Source organism: Pseudomonas sp. AMR01, assembly GCF_041946035.1.
Classification (GTDB): Bacteria; Pseudomonadota; Gammaproteobacteria; order Pseudomonadales; family Pseudomonadaceae; genus Aquipseudomonas; species Aquipseudomonas antarctica_B.
The window spans coordinates 1-15738 of record NZ_JAUTYR010000060.1 but is presented as its reverse complement, the minus strand read 5'-3'; the positions used below and the strand labels follow the sequence as shown (position 1 = coordinate 15738).

General features: G+C 59.9%; 14 protein-coding genes and 1 pseudogene. 7 read left to right on the top strand and 8 right to left on the bottom strand.

The genetic code is table 11. The features are described from left to right. The first annotated feature begins 221 nt into the window (after positions 1-221). The 3 genes from rdgC to sugE all read left to right on the top strand — a co-directional run bounded on the left by rdgC (position 222) and on the right by sugE (position 2714). Positions 222-1142 carry a recombination-associated protein RdgC gene (gene rdgC, locus Q7C20_RS25790; protein WP_375071057.1) on the top strand — a complete coding sequence of 307 codons (921 nt, stop codon included), beginning with the start codon at positions 222-224 and terminating at the stop codon, positions 1140-1142. 185 nt (positions 1143-1327) lie between these two features. Then, positions 1328-2287: a bile acid:sodium symporter family protein gene (locus tag Q7C20_RS25785; RefSeq protein ID WP_348061929.1), complete on the top strand. Its 960-nt coding sequence runs from the start codon at positions 1328-1330 to the stop codon at positions 2285-2287. A 112-nt stretch (positions 2288-2399) separates the two neighbouring features. Continuing rightward, positions 2400-2714, top strand: coding sequence for a quaternary ammonium compound efflux SMR transporter SugE (gene sugE / locus Q7C20_RS25780; protein WP_065939898.1), 315 nt, complete (start codon positions 2400-2402; stop codon positions 2712-2714). A gap of 109 nt (positions 2715-2823) precedes the next feature. Here the strand turns inward: sugE and Q7C20_RS25775 are convergent, their stop codons facing one another. The 3 genes from Q7C20_RS25775 to Q7C20_RS25765 all read right to left on the bottom strand — a co-directional run bounded on the left by Q7C20_RS25775 (position 2824) and on the right by Q7C20_RS25765 (position 7209). Then, on the bottom strand, positions 2824-4698 hold the full coding sequence (locus Q7C20_RS25775; RefSeq protein WP_375071056.1) for an MFS transporter: 1875 nt from the start codon (positions 4696-4698) through the stop codon (positions 2824-2826). 65 nt (positions 4699-4763) lie between these two features. Next, positions 4764-5912: a TDT family transporter gene (locus tag Q7C20_RS25770; RefSeq protein ID WP_375071055.1), complete on the bottom strand. Its 1149-nt coding sequence runs from the start codon at positions 5910-5912 to the stop codon at positions 4764-4766. A gap of 109 nt (positions 5913-6021) precedes the next feature. Further along, positions 6022-7209, bottom strand: coding sequence for an MFS transporter (locus tag Q7C20_RS25765; protein ID WP_375071054.1), 1188 nt, complete (start codon positions 7207-7209; stop codon positions 6022-6024). A gap of 91 nt (positions 7210-7300) precedes the next feature. Between Q7C20_RS25765 and Q7C20_RS25760 the strand changes: the two genes are divergently transcribed. Further along, a complete protein-coding gene (locus Q7C20_RS25760) occupies positions 7301-7846 on the top strand; it encodes a TetR/AcrR family transcriptional regulator (protein ID WP_375071053.1) in 546 nt (181 codons plus the stop codon). Positions 7847-7981: 135 nt separating this feature from the next. On the opposite strand, the gene Q7C20_RS25755 is transcribed toward Q7C20_RS25760, so the two are convergent. The 4 genes and pseudogenes from Q7C20_RS25755 to Q7C20_RS25740 all read right to left on the bottom strand — a co-directional run. Next, positions 7982-8761 (bottom strand): ABC transporter permease, encoded by a 780-nt coding sequence (locus tag Q7C20_RS25755; RefSeq protein ID WP_348061931.1) that lies wholly within the window; start codon positions 8759-8761, stop codon positions 7982-7984. Continuing rightward, the gene (locus Q7C20_RS25750; RefSeq protein WP_375071052.1) at positions 8758-9690 is read right to left on the bottom strand and encodes an ABC transporter ATP-binding protein; all 933 of its coding nucleotides are present in this window, start codon (positions 9688-9690) and stop codon (positions 8758-8760) included. The genes Q7C20_RS25755 and Q7C20_RS25750 overlap by 4 nt, the downstream gene beginning before the upstream one ends. Before the next feature lie 134 nt (positions 9691-9824). After that, positions 9825-10442 (bottom strand): glutathione S-transferase family protein, encoded by a 618-nt coding sequence (locus tag Q7C20_RS25745; RefSeq protein ID WP_375071051.1) that lies wholly within the window; start codon positions 10440-10442, stop codon positions 9825-9827. A gap of 99 nt (positions 10443-10541) precedes the next feature. Then, positions 10542-10684, bottom strand: a pseudogene (locus Q7C20_RS25740) (cysteine protease); the annotation flags it as partial. A gap of 158 nt (positions 10685-10842) precedes the next feature. Here Q7C20_RS25740 and Q7C20_RS25735 point away from each other — a divergent pair. Both Q7C20_RS25735 and Q7C20_RS25730 read left to right on the top strand, forming a co-directional pair. Beyond that, entirely contained in the window at positions 10843-13290 is a 2448-nt protein-coding gene (locus Q7C20_RS25735) for an acyl-CoA dehydrogenase (protein ID WP_375071050.1), read from the top strand. Between the two features lie 75 nt (positions 13291-13365). Then, complete coding sequence (locus Q7C20_RS25730) at positions 13366-13773, top strand: PA2817 family protein (RefSeq protein WP_375071049.1); 408 nt, start codon at positions 13366-13368, stop codon at positions 13771-13773. 135 nt (positions 13774-13908) lie between these two features. Here Q7C20_RS25730 and Q7C20_RS25725 read toward each other — a convergent pair whose 3' ends face one another. Then, a complete protein-coding gene (locus tag Q7C20_RS25725; RefSeq protein ID WP_375071048.1) occupies positions 13909-14841 on the bottom strand; it encodes a LysR family transcriptional regulator in 933 nt (310 codons plus the stop codon). Positions 14842-14929: 88 nt separating this feature from the next. Here Q7C20_RS25725 and Q7C20_RS25720 point away from each other — a divergent pair, with 88 nt between their 5' ends. Then, positions 14930-15556, top strand: coding sequence for an alanyl-tRNA editing protein (locus tag Q7C20_RS25720; protein ID WP_375071047.1), 627 nt, complete (start codon positions 14930-14932; stop codon positions 15554-15556). Positions 15557-15738 lie beyond the last annotated feature (182 nt).

Below are 15738 nucleotides of genomic sequence, written 5' to 3'. Positions count from 1 at the left end.
GGGATCGAACCGCCGACATTCTGCTTGTAAGGCAGACGCTCTCCCAGCTGAGCTAATCACCCTTCGTTTCGGTGTGGCGCGCATTCTACGGAGCGACCCTATGTCTGGCAAGCACTTTTTTAAATCTTTTTTTTGAGGCCTTCCAATGGCTTAGGCAGGGTTGGCCTCAGGCGTTATCAAGAGAATAATGCCCCCCTTTGTATAAAGGAGAGACTCACCCCATGTGGTTCAAGAACCTGCTTATCTATCGCCTGACCCAAGATCTGCCTGTTGATGCCGAGGCGTTGGAAACTGCAATGGCCACCAAACTGGCGCGCCCTTGTGCAAGCCAGGAGTTGACCACTTACGGTTTCGTCGCACCTTTTGGTAAAGGTGAAGACGCTCCCCTGGTTCACGTCAGCGGTGACTTCCTGCTGATCGCCGCGCGCAAGGAAGAACGCATCCTGCCGGGTAGCGTGGTGCGTGACGCACTGAAAGAGAAGGTCGAAGAGATCGAGGCCGAGCAAATGCGCAAGGTCTATAAAAAGGAACGCGACCAGATCAAGGATGAAATCATCCAGGCCTTCCTGCCGCGCGCGTTTATTCGTCGCTCGTCGACCTTCGCCGCCATCGCGCCGAAACAGGGCCTGATTCTGGTGAACTCGGCCAGCCCGAAACGCGCTGAAGACCTGCTGTCGACCCTGCGTGAAGTGATCGGCACCTTGCCGGTACGCCCACTCACCGTGAAAACCGCGCCAACTGCAATCATGACCGACTGGGTCACCACCCAGAAGCCGGCCGATGATTTCTTCGTCCTCGACGAATGCGAACTGCGCGACACCCACGAAGACGGCGGCATCGTGCGTTGCAAACGCCAGGACCTGACCGGCGAAGAAATCCAGCTGCACCTGACCACCGGCAAAGTCGTGACCCAACTGTCGCTGGCCTGGCAGGACAAGCTGTCCTTCATGCTCGACGACAAGATGACCGTCAAGCGCATGAAGTTCGAAGACCTGCTGCAGGATCAGGCGGAACAGGACGGTGGTGAGGAAGCGCTGGGCCAACTGGATGCCAGCTTCACACTGATGATGCTGACCTTCGGCGAGTTCATCCCGGCGCTGGTGGAAGCACTGGGCGGCGAAGAAACCCCACAGGGTATTTGATAGCACCCCTCTGTCTTGTGTGGGCACGGTCAGTGTGGGAGCTGGCTTGCCTGCGATAGCATCACCTCGATCCAGATGAAGACCGAGGTGCCTGCATCGCGGGCAAGCCCGGCTCCCACAAAAGCCCGCTCCCACATTTGATCGCATTTACAATTTCAAAATTCCAATAACAAAGGCCATTTCCCATGCGCGCACTCGCCGCCCTGAGCCGCTTTGTCGGCAATACCTTCGCCTACTGGGTGTTGATCTTCGCGGTGCTCGCGTTCCTTGAGCCCGGCTGGTTCATCGGCCTCAAGGGCGCCATCGTGCCGCTGTTGGGCCTGGTGATGTTCGGCATGGGGCTGACCCTCAAACTTGAAGACTTCGCCGAAGTCGCGCGCCATCCGTGGCGCGTGGCACTGGGCGTGGTTGCACACTTCGTGATCATGCCGGGCGTGGCGTGGCTGCTCTGCCAGGCCTTCCACCTGCCGCCGGAAATCGCCGTGGGCGTGATCCTCGTCGGTTGCTGCCCGAGCGGCACCTCGTCCAACGTGATGACGTGGCTGGCCCGAGGCGACCTGGCGCTGTCGGTGGCGATTGCCGCCGTCACCACCCTCCTCGCCCCGCTGCTCACCCCGGCGCTGATCTGGCTGTTGGCGTCGGCCTGGCTGCCGGTGTCGTTCATGGAGTTGTTCTGGTCAATTCTGCAAGTGGTGCTGTTGCCCATCGTGCTGGGTGTGGTCGCGCAACGTGTGCTTGGCGCTCGGGTGCGCCATGCAGTCGAGGTGCTGCCGCTGGTGTCGGTGGTCAGCATTGTGATCATCGTCGCCGCAGTGGTTGCGGCGAGCCAGGCGAAGATCGCCGAGTCAGGCCTTTTGATCATGGCCGTGGTGATGCTGCACAACAGCTTTGGTTATTTGCTGGGCTACTTCACCGGTCGACTGTTCAAGCTGCCGTTGGCACAGCGCAAGTCGCTGGCGCTGGAAGTGGGCATGCAAAACTCCGGGCTGGGTGCCGCATTGGCGAGTGCGCACTTTTCGCCACTGGCGGCGGTGCCAAGTGCGCTGTTCAGTGTTTGGCACAATATTTCCGGGGCATTGCTGTCGACTTACTTCCGCCGCATGAGCGAAAAGGAAGACCGTCGCGCATTGGAAACCACGCCGTAAACTTGATCGCATGATCAATATTTGCCACTCTACCGAGCTTCGCGGGGACGACCCTGCGACGCTCTCAAGCGCTTAATCCGGGGACGGCCCCACTTCTGGAAGGAGGGTCAGCATGTCCTGGATCATTCTGTTTTTTGCCGGGTTGTTTGAAGTCGGTTGGGCGGTTGGTTTGAAGTACACCGACGGTTTTAGCAAACCACTGCCCACCGCCCTGACAATCGCCGCCATGGCCATCAGCCTTGGGCTGCTGGGGCTGGCGATGAAAGAACTGCCGCTGGGCACCGCCTATGCGATTTGGACGGGTGTGGGAGCCGTGGGCACGGTGATTGCCGGGATTGTCCTGTTTGGGGAATCCATGGCGCTGTTTCGGTTGGCGAGTGTGGCGTTGATTATTTGCGGGCTGATTGGGCTCAAGATCAGCGCTTAGGCCACTACCGCCTTCGCGAGCAAGCCCGCTCCCACATTTTGAATGTGTTCACAAATCAAAATGTGGGAGCGGGCTTGCTCGCGAAGAGGCCAGCACATCCAGTGCAGATCTACCTGACACTCCCCCGCAAACCAGCCACCACCACCTGCAACTGCGCAGGCGTCGCGGCGTCCATCGCCACCGGCTCACCCGCCACCAGGACCACACGCGACCAGATCCGATGGAAAATTCCCTTGTTCGGATCGCGGCTGAAAAAGCTTCCCCACAACCCCTGCAAGGCCAGCGGAATCACCGGCACCGGCGTCTCCTCCAGAATCCGCGTCAACCCGCCACGAAACTCATTCATCTCGCCATCGGCCGTCAACTTGCCTTCCGGAAAGATGCACACCAACTCCCCTTCCTTCAGGTAGTGCGCAATGCGCGTGAAGGCCTTTTCGTAAATCTGAATATCTTCGTGGCGCCCGGCAATCGGAATAGCCCCGGCGGTGCGGAAGATAAAGTTCAGCACCGGCAAACGGTAGATCTTGTAGTACATGACAAAGCGAATCGGCCGACGCACCGCGCCGCCAATCAACAATGCATCGACAAACGACACGTGGTTGCACACCAGCAAAGCTGCGCCTTCGTCCGGGATCAGCTCGAGGTTGCGGTGCTCCACGCGGTACATGGAATGGCTGAGCAGCCAGATCATGAAGCGCATGGTGAACTCGGGGACGATCTTGAAGATGTAGGTGTTGACCGCGATATTGAGCAGAGACACCACCAGGAACAATTCGGGGATCGACAGCTTGGCCACGCTCAGCAGCAGGATCGACACGATGGCCGAGACCACCATGAACAGTGCGTTGAGAATATTGTTGGCTGCGATTACCCGCGCGCGCTCGTTTTCGGCGGTGCGTGACTGGATCAGCGCGTACAACGGCACAATATAAAAGCCGCCGAATACGCCCAGGCCAAGGATATCGAATAGCACCCACCAGGCCTGGCCATAGCTGAGTACCGCGAGCCAGTCGTTGGCCTGAACGTTCTGCGGGAAGCCGCCGGAATGCCACCACAGCAGCAGTCCAAACACGGTCAGGCCAAACGAGCCGAACGGCACCAGGCCGATTTCCACTTTACGCCCGGAGAGCTTTTCGCACAGCATCGAGCCGAGCGCGATGCCCACCGAGAACACGGTGAGGATCAGCGTCACCACGGTTTCATCGCCGTACAACCATTCCTTGGCGTAAGCCGGGATTTGCGTCAGGTAGATCGCGCCGACAAACCAGAACCACGAGTTGCCGACGATGGAACGCGACACGGCTGGCTTCTGCCCCAGGCCCAGGCGCAAGGTGGCCCAGGACTCACTGAAAATATTCCAGTTCAGGCGCAACCCTGGCGTCGAAGCTGCCGCGCGGGGAATGCTACGGCTGGCCAGATAACCCAGCACCGCCACGCCGATAATCGCCACCGCCACCACTGGCGCGTAATGGGTGGACGACATGATGATGCCGGCGCCGATGGTGCCGGCCAGAATCGCCAGGAACGTGCCCATTTCCACCAGGCCGTTGCCACCGACCAGCTCATCATCGTGCAGCGCCTGCGGCATGATCGAATATTTCACCGGGCCGAACAGCGCCGAGTGCGTGCCCATGGCAAACAGCGCCAGCAGCATCAGCTCAAGGTGATTGAACAGGAAGCCTGCGGCGCCCACGGACATGATCACGATCTCGCCGACCTTGATCGCGCGGATCAGCGCGTCCTTGTTGAATTTCTCGCCAAACTGCCCGGCCAGCGCCGAGAACAGGAAGAACGGCAGGATGAACAGCAGCGCACACAGGTTGACCCAAATGGAGCGATCGCCGTCGATGGTGAGCTTGTAGAGGATTGCCAGGATCAGCGATTGCTTGAAGATGTTGTCGTTGAAGGCGCCCAGCAACTGGGTGATGAAAAACGGCAAGAAGCGCCGCGTGCGCAGCAAGGTGAATTGTGAGGGGTGGCTCATCGTCCGTGTTCCTGCGTGGCCTGAAGGCTTATAAATTGTCAGGCCACGACTTTACCTAATCCTGATTACTTATTCGCTAGCCCTGCAATGCAAGGTGAAACAAAAAGCTCACCTTTGTAGGCGCCCTGCACGGTGCGCTTGGCGACGATCAGCCACATCAGCGCCAGCGCCAGCACCAACACGCTGCCGAACACGCTGAAGAACCCAAGATGCAACACGTTCGCCAGCTTCAACGTGGCCAGCGCATACACCCCCAACGGAAACGTAAAGCCCCACCAGCCAAGGTTGAACGGGATGCCAGCGCGCAAGTAACGCAGGGTGATCAACACCGCGATCAGCATCCACCACAACCCAAAGCCCCACAGGGTAATACCCGCTATCAGCCCCAGGCCGCTGGCTATCTCACCGACACCGGGCAAACCATTGGCGGCGAAAATCGCAGGCGCATCGCCGCCCAGCAGCAACATGCCCAGGGCGCCGGTGCCGATTGGGCCAAGGGCCAGCCAGCTCGACGCGGCCATATTGGCGTGAGGCAGTTTGTGCAGGGCCATGCGCAACATCAGGATGGTGAGGATGCTGAACGCCACCGGCAGCGAAAAGGCCCACAGCACATAGCTGGTCGCCAACATCACCAGTTGCGAATGCGCGTCCACCAAGTGCGGCGCGAGCAGGCCACCGCTGGCGGCAGCCACTTCGGCTGCGACCACCGGCAACAGCCATACGGCGGTCATCTGGTCGATGCTGTGCTCCTGACGGGTGAACATCATGAACGGGATCAACACACCGCAAGCCAGCGCCATTGCCACGTCCAGCCACCACAAGGCTTCGGCCAGCGGCACCACGCCACTGCCCCAGCGCGGCAGGCCGAACAACAGCAAGCCATTGAGGATCGTTGCCAGGCCCATGGGAATGGTGCCGAAGAACATCGAAACCGTGGAGTGCCCGAAGATCCGCCGCGCTTCGTGGAAGAACATCACCCAGCGGGCGGCGTACAGAACGCTGAACACCACAAACAGCCCAACGGTGAACAACCACAGCCCTTCGGCAACGGCGTGCACGCCGGGCAGATTGACCGGCAATTGCGCCAAAGCCAGCGCCAACACGCCGGTGCCCATGGTTGCGGCGAACCAGTTGGGGGTGAACTGGCGAATCACTTCCCGTGGACGGGTCAGGTGACTGAAAGGTTTGTAACTGATGGTATTCGAGCAGGTCATGATGGCAATCCTCTTCCTCGCATGAGGTTGGGACCATGGTAGAACTCCATCGAATATCTATATAACGGGTAATATCTCTAACTGTTATCTGTTTTGCCTATATAAGCTATTAAGTTGCTGTTTTGCCGCTCTCCGAACGCTGTAACAGCAGCCCGCCGAGGGCGCCAAAGGCGAGCAGAATCAACACGGCACCGTAGCCGTCCGTGGTAGCAATCAAGCCAAAAACCCGGCTCAGGTTGCCCGCCAACAAGGCCGGCAGGCAGAACGCAAGGTAGCTCAGCACGTAGAACGCCGACATCAAACCGGCCCGTTCATGGGGCAACGCCAAGCCCACGATGCTGCGAATACTGCCCATGAAACCACCGCCGAAACCAAAACCTGCAACCACACTGGCGACGAAGAATAGCGGCAGGCTGGCGCTCTGCACGGCGACCAGTAACAAGGCCACACCCGATGCCAATAGTGCCGCCGACAGGCGCATGACCTTATCCGCCGGCCGATTGCGCAGGCTGTAGATCATCACGGCACCGCTCAATGTCACCACCGCAATCAGGACGCCGCCGATCAGGTGAGAAGTCGAACCGGTGGCCGCCTTCACCAACGAAGGCGCCAGGGATGAAAAGAACCCGCCCAGCGCCCACACCGCCACGTTCAGCGGCATGGCCAGCCACAAGGCGCGGCGCGCTTGCACGGGCACATGCAGGGTCGGCGCCAGTGATTTCAAGGCACCCGGAATGCGGCTGACGGTTTCTGGCAAGCGCCATACATGAAGCGCTTGCAGCACCATCAACCCGAGCATTGCGAAGTAGATCAACTGAGTCGGCCGGGGCGCGAATTCCACCAGCAGCCCGCTGCCCAAGCCGCCCGCGGCCATGCCCAACAGCGGCGCCAGGCTATTGAGCATCGGGCCGCGCACGCGGTCGGTGTCGAGCAGCGTTGCGCTCAGCACCGCCGTCGCCATCCCCGTGGCGAACCCTTGCAGGGCACGCGCGGCGATCAGGTGGGCGGTAGAATCCGCGGTGATAAACAGCAGCATCGCCACAATGTTCAGCAGTAACGCGACGAAGATCACCGGTTTGCGGCCGACGTAATCCGACAGCGAACCCACGGTGAGCAGCGCCGCCAGCAGGCTCACGGCGTAGACGCCAAAGATCACCGTCAGCATTGCTGCGGAAAAATGCAGGTTGTCCTGATAGACCTGATACAGCGGCGTCGGCGCGCTGGACGCGGCGAGAAAGGTCAGCACGGTGATTACCAGGTATGTAAGGCTGGACCGTTGGGAAATGGCGCTGGACATGGGCAGACTCCGCTAAAGCTAATATTTCGCTTTTGCGGAGTGTGCGACCTGAATGCGCTTAAAGCAAATTCTTTGTGTTAAGGTTTTGTGCATGGCAATTAAAGAAGGCCTTCGCCCGGGGGGCCGCAGTGCCCGGGTCCAGGAATCAGTGCACAACGCCGCGCGCGAACTGCTGGAAACCCAAGAGCGTTCCAGTGTCACTGTGCCGATGATCGCTGCGCGCGCGGGGGTTACGCCCTCCACCATTTATCGACGGTGGGGCGACTTGTCTGCGCTGCTGGCGGATGTGGCACTGGAACGTTTACGACCGGACAGTGAGCCAGCCAGCACCGGCAGCCTGCGCGGTGACTTGCGGGCCTGGGCCGAGCAATATCTGGATGAGATGAGTTCAGAGCCGGGCCGCAACATGATGCGCGATGTGCAATGCAGCCTGACTCCGGGGTATTGCGTGACACTGCTTGCCGGGCAGTTGCAGACCATCCTTGATCGATATGCCGACAACGGTCAGCCCCTGCCCCAGGTTGATCGGCTGACCAACCTGGTGGCAGCGCCGACGGTATTCAGGATTCTGTTTGCCAGCGCGCCGCTGCAGGTGGAAGAGCTGCATGAGCTGATCGAATTGGCGCTGAAGCGCTAGAAGCCCTACACAAAACCCAATGTGGGAGCGGGCTTGCTCGCGAAGGCGGTGTGTCAGTCACCCTATAAGTTGACTGACACACCGCCTTCGCGAGCAAGCCCGCTCCCACATGTTTGACCGCGTTAAGGTTCGCGCTTAAGTGCGCATCCCGCGCCCACTTACCAGCAACCGCGCACAGCCGATATACAGCACCACGGTGGCCACCAGCATGAAGGTGATAGCCACGCTGATCTTGATGTCCGACACACCCAAAATGCCATACCGGAAGGCGTTAACCATGTGCAGCACCGGGTTGGCCAGCGACACCGTCTGCCAGAACGGCGGCAGCAAAGTGATTGAGTAGAACACCCCGCCCAGGTACGTCAACGGCGTGAGTACAAAGGTCGGAATGATCGAAATATCATCAAAGTTGCGCGCAAACACCGCGTTGATGAACCCCAGCAGCGAGAAGATCGTCGCCGTCAGCACCACCACCAGAATGGTGACCCCAAGGTGATGCACCTGCAGGTCGGTAAAAAACAGCGACAGCAGCGTCACAATCACACCGACCATCAAGCCACGCAGCACGCCACCGGCGGTGTAGCCGATCAAAATGGTGTGCGGCGATACCGGCGACACCATCAGTTCTTCGATAGAGCGCTGGAACTTGCTGCCGAAGAAGCTTGAGACCACGTTGCCGTAGGAGTTGGTAATCACCGACATCATGATCAGGCCCGGCACGATGTAATCCATATAGGTGAAACCACCCATGTCACCGATCTGGCGGCCGATCAGGTTACCGAAGATCACAAAGTACAGGACCATGGTGATCGCCGGCGGCAGCAACGTTTGCGGCCAGATCCGGGTAAAGCGTTTCACTTCGCGGTAGACAATGGTTTGCAGCGCGACGAGGTTGGGTTGCAGTTCGGAACTCATACCGCCACCTTCGCCAGATTTTTCTCCACCAGGGACACAAACAACTCCTCAAGGCGATTGGTTTTGTTACGCAGGCTCAGCACTTCAATGTTCTGAGTCGCCAACTGGGTAAACAGCGCAGTGATGCCCATGGCCTTATCCACTTGCACTTCCAGGGTGTGGCTGTCCAACAGACGGCTCGGGTAGCCGAGCAACTGCGGTGGCACTGACAGGTTGTTTTTCAGGTCGAGCAAAAAGGTTTCCACATGCAACTGGCCCAGCAGGTTACGCATGCTGGTGTTCTCGACGATGGTGCCATGGTCGATGATGCCGATGTTGCGGCACAGCTGCTCAGCCTCTTCCAGGTAGTGGGTGGTGAGGATGATGGTGATGCCCTTCTCATTCAGCTCGGTGAGAAAGGTCCACATCGAGCGACGCAGCTCGATATCCACACCAGCCGTTGGCTCATCGAGGATCAGCAGGCGCGGTTCATGCACCAGCGCACGGGCGATCATCAAACGCCGCTTCATGCCGCCGGACAGTGAGCGCGAAGGCACATCACGTTTGTCCCACAAACCCAGTTGGGTCAGGTATTGCTCGGCGCGTTCCTTGGCGACTTTCGCCGGGATGCCGTAGTAACCGGCCTGGGTCACGACGATGTCGAAGGTCTTTTCAAACTGGTTGAAGTTGAATTCCTGGGGCACCACGCCGATGGAACGCTTGAGCGCCGCCGGGGATTTGTCCAGGTCATGACCAAAGATATTCACCGAGCCGCTGGACTTGTTGACCAGAGTCGAGAGGATGCCGATGGTGGTGGATTTGCCGGCGCCGTTGGGGCCGAGCAAGGCGAAGAAATCACCTTCGGCAACGTCCAGATCGATACCACTCAGGGCCTGGAAACCGTTGCCGTAGGTTTTGGTTAGCTGCCGGATGGACAGAGCGGAACTCATATCGGAATACGCACCAAAGAAGGGAATAGAAAGAGTAGATGAGGGCGCAGCGCACGTAGTTCAACGGCGGCGCATGACAAGCATGGTGCTTGCCCGCGCCGCACAAGTACAGTCGCCCGTATTAATAGTGGGTATTAAGTCAACGCGGTCATAACCGCTTTTTGATAGGCCGGGCGCTGTTGCAGGCGCTGGTACCAGGCCTCTAGATGGGGCATTGCAGGGCGTTCGATGGGCATCTCAAACCAGGCGTAGATAAAGCAGCCCAGCGGGATATCACCCATGCCGATCTCGTTTCCGGACAAGTAAGGCTGTTCGGCAAGGGCCTTGTCGACGGTGCCGAGAGCATCAATGCAGGCTTGGCGACCGGCGTTGATGCTGTCCCAGTTCTGCTTTTCAGGCGGGGTACGCAAAATGCCCCAGAACACCGCCTTGAAGGGTTCGGCAAGGGTCGAGGTGGTCCAGTCCATCCACTTCTCAGCGTTGGCGCGGGCTTTGAGGTCACTCGGGTACCAGCTCGATGCCTGTTTGGCGCAGAGGTAGCGAACGATGGTGTTGGACTCCCACAGTACAAAATCGCCGTCTTCGATCATCGGTACCCGGCCATTGGGGTTCAACGCTCGGTACTGCGGCGTGTCGACCACACCAAAAGCCCCGCCCGCATCAATTGCTTCATAGTCCAGGCCGAGTTCCTCGGCGCACCACAGTGCTTTCCTGACGTTTGACGAATTTTTACGACCCCAGATCTTCAGCATGACCGCGCCTTATTGTTGATGAAGATGGCTTGATGAACGCAGGAGCATACGCCGGTTCATCCGCCGCTTAAATCACTCTCCGAAGGTGTATGGGTTTTAGCCAATCGCCTCACGCACCGGTAATAAAGACTGACTGCCTGGTCACGTAAATCCGTACCGGCACTGCGATGTTTTTCGTCGAACTCCACCACCCCAGGGGTGTCACTATCGATGAAGCGGCTGGGACTCAGGTACGTGTCCATGAGCTTTATCTCCGAAGGAAGCCTTGAGTTTTACGACAGGCCGGCCGGGGAGATAACGACGATTCGGCCAAATCTCGTTACACCCTGATCACCGCGCCTGTTCGGATGACGACTAAGCTGCATGGTGATTTCGCCCCTGGTTTCACGGAGGATTGAATATGCTGTTGTTGTGGATACTGGTTCTGGTGGTCGGCATTGCCTACCTGGCACACCGCCGCACCGCGCCCCTGCCCGCCCTGGGCGTGGTCGCCGTTTACCTGCTGGCGATGGGTGCCTGGAGCCACGCACCGGGGTGGCTGCTGCTGATTTTCTGGTTGTTGATCGCGGCCGTGGCCCTGCCTTTGCTGCTGCCCGACCTGCGCCGCCAATACTTCACCAAGCCGCTGTTCAGCTGGTTCCAGAAAGTCCTGCCGCCAATGTCCGAAACCGAGCGCGACGCCATCGACGCCGGCACTGTGTGGTGGGACGGCGAACTGTTCAGCGGTCGCCCCGACTGGGACAAGTTGCTGGCCTATCCCAAGGTGCAACTGACCGAAGAAGAGCAGGCGTTTATCGACGGCCCTGCCGAAGAGCTCTGCGCGATGGTCAGCGACTGGGAAATCGGCCAGGCCATGGACTTGCCGCCCGCCGCCTGGGAGCACATCAAGACCCACGGTTTTTTCGCCCTGATCATCCCCAAGGAATACGGCGGCAAGGGCTTCTCCGCCTATGCCCACTCCCAGATCGCAATGAAACTTGCGACCCGCAGCGGAGACCTGGCATCCACCGTAATGGTGCCCAACTCCCTCGGCCCGGCCGAATTGCTGCTGCATTACGGCACCGATGAACAACGCAACCACTACCTGCCGCGCCTGGCGCGTGGCGACGATATCCCGTGCTTTGCCCTGACCGGCCCGCTGGCCGGTTCCGACGCCGGCGCCATGCCCGACACCGGCGTGATTTGCAAAGGCGAATGGGAAGGCAAGGAAACCCTCGGCCTGCGCTTGAACTGGGAAAAACGCTACATCACCCTCGGCCCGGTCGCGACCTTGCTTGGCCTTGCGTTCAAGGCGCATGACCCGGACCATTTGCTGGGTGATGAAGAAGACCTGGGCATCAGCCTCGCGCTGATCCCAACCGACACCCCTGGCGTAGAAATCGGCCGCCGTCACCTGCCGCTGGGCGCCGCGTTCATGAACGGCCCCAACTCGGGCAAGGACGTGTTCATTCCGCTGGAATTCCTTATCGGCGGCCAGGAAATGCTCGGCAAGGGCTGGATGATGCTGATGAACTGCCTGTCGGTCGGCCGTTCGATTTCGCTGCCTGCCGTCGGCACCGGCGCCGCCAAGTTCACCAGCCTGGTAACCGGCCAGTACGCTCAGGTGCGCGAACAGTTCAACGTGCCGCTGTCGGCCTTCGAAGGCATTCAGGAAGCCCTGGCGCGAATCGGCGGCAACGCCTGGCTGATGGACAGCGCGCGCATGCTCACCGCTAACGCCGTAGACCTGGGGGAAAAGCCCTCGGTGCTATCGGCGATTCTCAAGTACCACCTCACCGAGCGCGGCCGCGAGTGCATCAGCCACGCCATGGACGTGCACGGTGGCAAGGGCATCATCATGGGCCCGAACAACTACCTGGGCCGCAGCTGGCAAGGCGCGCCGATTTTCATCACTGTGGAAGGCGCGAACATTCTGTCGCGCAACCTGATGATCTTTGGTCAGGGCGCCATCCGCTGCCATCCGTTTGTACTTAAGGAAATGGCCCTGGCCGGGCGCGAAGACCGCGATCAGGCACTGAAAGAGTTCGACGGCCTGCTGATGCAACACATCGGTTTCGCGGTGAGTAACGCCGCCAGCACGCTGGTGCTGAACCTGGGCATTGGCCGCTTCGAGCAAGCGCCGGGCAACCGTTTGAGCCAGGGTTATTTCCGTGCGCTGAACCGTCAGGCTGCCGCGTTCGCCCTGCTGGCTGACCTGAGCATGATGCTGCTGGGCGGCGAGTTGAAACGTCGCGAACGCCTGTCGGCACGCCTCGGGGATGTGCTGAGCCACATGTACCTGGCGTCGGCGGCGCTCAAGCGTTATCACGACCTGGATTCGCCGGACCACCTCGAACCGCTGTTCGCCTGGGCCATGGAAGAAAGCCTTGGCGAGTCGGAGCGCGCGCTGGATGAGCTGCTGAGCAACTTCCCCAACAGGATCCTCGGTTGCTTGCTGCGGGTAATCGTGTTCCCGTTCGGTCGCCGTCATACCGGGCCGTCCGATGCACTGGACGCACGAGTGGCCGAAGTGATCGGCCGTGCCAAGGGCGATCCGACCCTGGAAGAACTGCTGGCCGGCTGCTACCGCCCGCAATCGGCGGAGGATCCGGTGGGCGCGCTGCAACATGCCTACGACCTGCTCGGCGCCAGCCACCCACTGCAGAAAAAACTGCACAGCGCGCTGAAAAGCGGCCAGGTCAAACCGACTGCCGGCGAGCATGCTATTGATGCCGCGCTGCACGCCGGAGTGCTGCAACCGGCCGAAGCGCAGATGTTGCGTGACGCAGAAGCGGCGCGGCGCAAGGTGATCGACGTGGATGACTTCAGCAAGGAGGAGCTGACTCAGTCTGAGGGTAAAGTCCGCTGATACCCGCGGTCATATAAATACGGGCGCGAGAGGCATATACTCTCGCGCCCGTTTTTGCTTTAGAGGACTTATCTCGTGTCCAACGTCGTTGCCGATCATCTCGTCTTGCTCGACCACCTGCGCAGCATCCTGGTTGCCGTCGGCGAAGCCGAACAGGTTCCCGAGGAAAGCCACACACTGTTTCTGGAGCGTTTCGACGAATTGCGCGCCCTGCTGCCGATCGACCCGATCGAAAGTCAGTACCTTGGCCAGGACCTGATGAGTCAGGTCATCCTGCGCTACCCGCAAATTGCCCACCTGGTACCGCGCGACCTGCTGTGGTTCTTCGGCGGTGACTGCCTGCACTTCATGCCCGACGATGAGCTCGACCTGTACCAGGCCCTGGAAGAGCGCCGGTATGAAGCCGAACAGAACGACGAACCGTTCGACTGGAACCAGGAAAAGCAACTGCTGGCGATGCCGCTGGATCAGAGCAAGCACTGATCTTTCAGACCTATGACGATCCAAATGTGGGAGCGGGCTTGCTCGCGAATGCGCACTTTCAGTCGAAATTTTTATTGACTGATACACCGCATTCGCGAGCAAGCCCGCTCCCACAGTTTTTACCGCAGTCTTACCCTACCGTCGGCGCAATGTCGGCTCCTTCGCCATACACGCCACCAGATAATCAATAAACACCCGCAACTTCGGCGGCAGATACCGCGTCGGCGAATGCAGCAGCCACGCCTCGCCACTGTATGACGCGATAAAGTCCCACTCCGGCAACACCTGCACCAAGCGCCCCTCCTCCAGGGCATGGCGCGCGGTGAAATACGGCAGGCTGCCAATGCCCACATTCTGCAGCACCGCATCCAGCCGCACGCCCGTGTGGTTCGCCGCATACCGCCCGCGCACGCCCACCGTCACAGTCTTGCCGCCCTGGCGAAACTTCCAGCGTGAATCCCCCGGCGTTTCGCCGAGGTAGATGCAACTGTGCTCGAGCAAATCATGGGGATGACTCGGCGCGCCCTGTTCGGCCAGGTACTGCGGCGTGGCGCACAGCAGATGCTCAATCGGCAACAACTGCCGCCCTACCAAACCCGGCGGCGGGCTGTCGGTGATGCGGATGCTCAGGTCGACGTTGTCATCAATCAGGTCCACATGCCGGTCCTCAAGGATCAACTGCACATCGACCTTGGGGTAGCGCCGCAAGAACTCGGGCATATGCGGATGCACTACAAACCGCCCTACCGCCTTAGGCACGCTGACCCGCACCAGGCCTTCGGCTTCATGGTTGAACTGGCCGCTGATCTCCATCACCGAGCGCGCCGCGTTGACCATCTCCTGGCAACGCTTGAACACCTCTTCACCGCCCTCACTCAACCGCAACTTGCGCGTGGTGCGTTGCAGCAAACGCGTAGCCAGGGCCTGTTCCAGGCGCGAGATACTGCGGCTCACCGCCGAAGGTGAAACGCTCAGCTGCCGCGCCGCTTCGGAGAAGCTGCCGGTTTCCACCACCTTGACGAAAATCGCCATTTCACCCAGCAGCGGCAAAGGAAGATTGATGCTCATAGCGCACAGGTCCATTGATAGTTGAACGGATTATCACCCATCCACGCACAATTTATACTGCCCGCAGAACCCTGATACGGATGTAACTATGACCGAGCGCCTGTTTTTTACCCACGACCACCTGACTGCCGACCTTGAAGTGCTGAGCTGCACGCCGCATGAGGACCAGTTCGCAGTAACGCTGCGATCAACCATCTTCCATCCTCAGGGCGGTGGCCAGCCTTTTGACACAGGCTGGCTAGGTGATAGCCAGGTTTTGCGCGTCACCCAAGAGGCGGATCGCGTGGTGCACTACGTGGATAAACCCGTGGAGCCCGGCCTGACAACGGCCCGAGTCGATGAGCAACGGCGCACACTGCATACGCGCCTGCACTCGGCCGGGCATTTAATCGGTAGCGCCGGCGAAGCGCTAGGCTGGATGCCAATCAAGGCCCATCACTGGCCGGGTGAAGGCAAAATCACGTTCATTCGCGGGGAGGCTCCACAGGTTATGAATGCCGAGTCAATTCAAACGCAAGTTGACCAATGGATTGCGGCCGACTACCGCCGGCATATGGTGCTGGACGATGGCGTGCGTAAAGTCGGGTTCGGCCCGTTGGCGGCCTATGCATGCGGTGGAACGCACGTGCAGGCACTAAGCGAGTTGGGCCGGGTGACGATTCTGGCGGTGTCGGAGAAGAAAGGCGCGCTGTCGGTGCGTTATGAAATTGACTGACCTGAGGTAATGGCCTGGACGGGAGAGAGGCAGACTTGTGAAAATCTTGAAGCCTTGCTCGGTCAAAACTGTGGGAGCGGGGGGGGGGGGGGGGGGGGGGGGGGGGGGGGGGGGGGGGGTGTGGGGTGTGGTGGGCGCGGGGGGGGGCACCACCCCCCCCCGCCCCAAACTAGAGAAAAAAA

Excerpts from the sequence above, each read along its gene's own strand:
- rdgC (WP_375071057.1), top strand. The coding sequence starts at position 222 with ATGTGGTTCAAGAACCTGCTTATCTATCGCCTGACCCAAGATCTGCCT.
- Q7C20_RS25785 (WP_348061929.1), top strand. The coding sequence starts at position 1,328 with ATGCGCGCACTCGCCGCCCTGAGCCGCTTTGTCGGCAATACCTTCGCC.
- sugE (WP_065939898.1), top strand. The coding sequence starts at position 2,400 with ATGTCCTGGATCATTCTGTTTTTTGCCGGGTTGTTTGAAGTCGGTTGG.
- Q7C20_RS25775 (WP_375071056.1), bottom strand. The coding sequence starts at position 4,698 with ATGAGCCACCCCTCACAATTCACCTTGCTGCGCACGCGGCGCTTCTTG.
- Q7C20_RS25770 (WP_375071055.1), bottom strand. The coding sequence starts at position 5,912 with ATGACCTGCTCGAATACCATCAGTTACAAACCTTTCAGTCACCTGACC.
- Q7C20_RS25765 (WP_375071054.1), bottom strand. The coding sequence starts at position 7,209 with ATGTCCAGCGCCATTTCCCAACGGTCCAGCCTTACATACCTGGTAATC.
- Q7C20_RS25760 (WP_375071053.1), top strand. The coding sequence starts at position 7,301 with ATGGCAATTAAAGAAGGCCTTCGCCCGGGGGGCCGCAGTGCCCGGGTC.
- Q7C20_RS25755 (WP_348061931.1), bottom strand. The coding sequence starts at position 8,761 with ATGAGTTCCGAACTGCAACCCAACCTCGTCGCGCTGCAAACCATTGTC.
- Q7C20_RS25750 (WP_375071052.1), bottom strand. The coding sequence starts at position 9,690 with ATGAGTTCCGCTCTGTCCATCCGGCAGCTAACCAAAACCTACGGCAAC.
- Q7C20_RS25745 (WP_375071051.1), bottom strand. The coding sequence starts at position 10,442 with ATGCTGAAGATCTGGGGTCGTAAAAATTCGTCAAACGTCAGGAAAGCA.
- Q7C20_RS25735 (WP_375071050.1), top strand. The coding sequence starts at position 10,843 with ATGCTGTTGTTGTGGATACTGGTTCTGGTGGTCGGCATTGCCTACCTG.
- Q7C20_RS25725 (WP_375071048.1), bottom strand. The coding sequence starts at position 14,841 with ATGAGCATCAATCTTCCTTTGCCGCTGCTGGGTGAAATGGCGATTTTC.
- Q7C20_RS25720 (WP_375071047.1), top strand. The coding sequence starts at position 14,930 with ATGACCGAGCGCCTGTTTTTTACCCACGACCACCTGACTGCCGACCTT.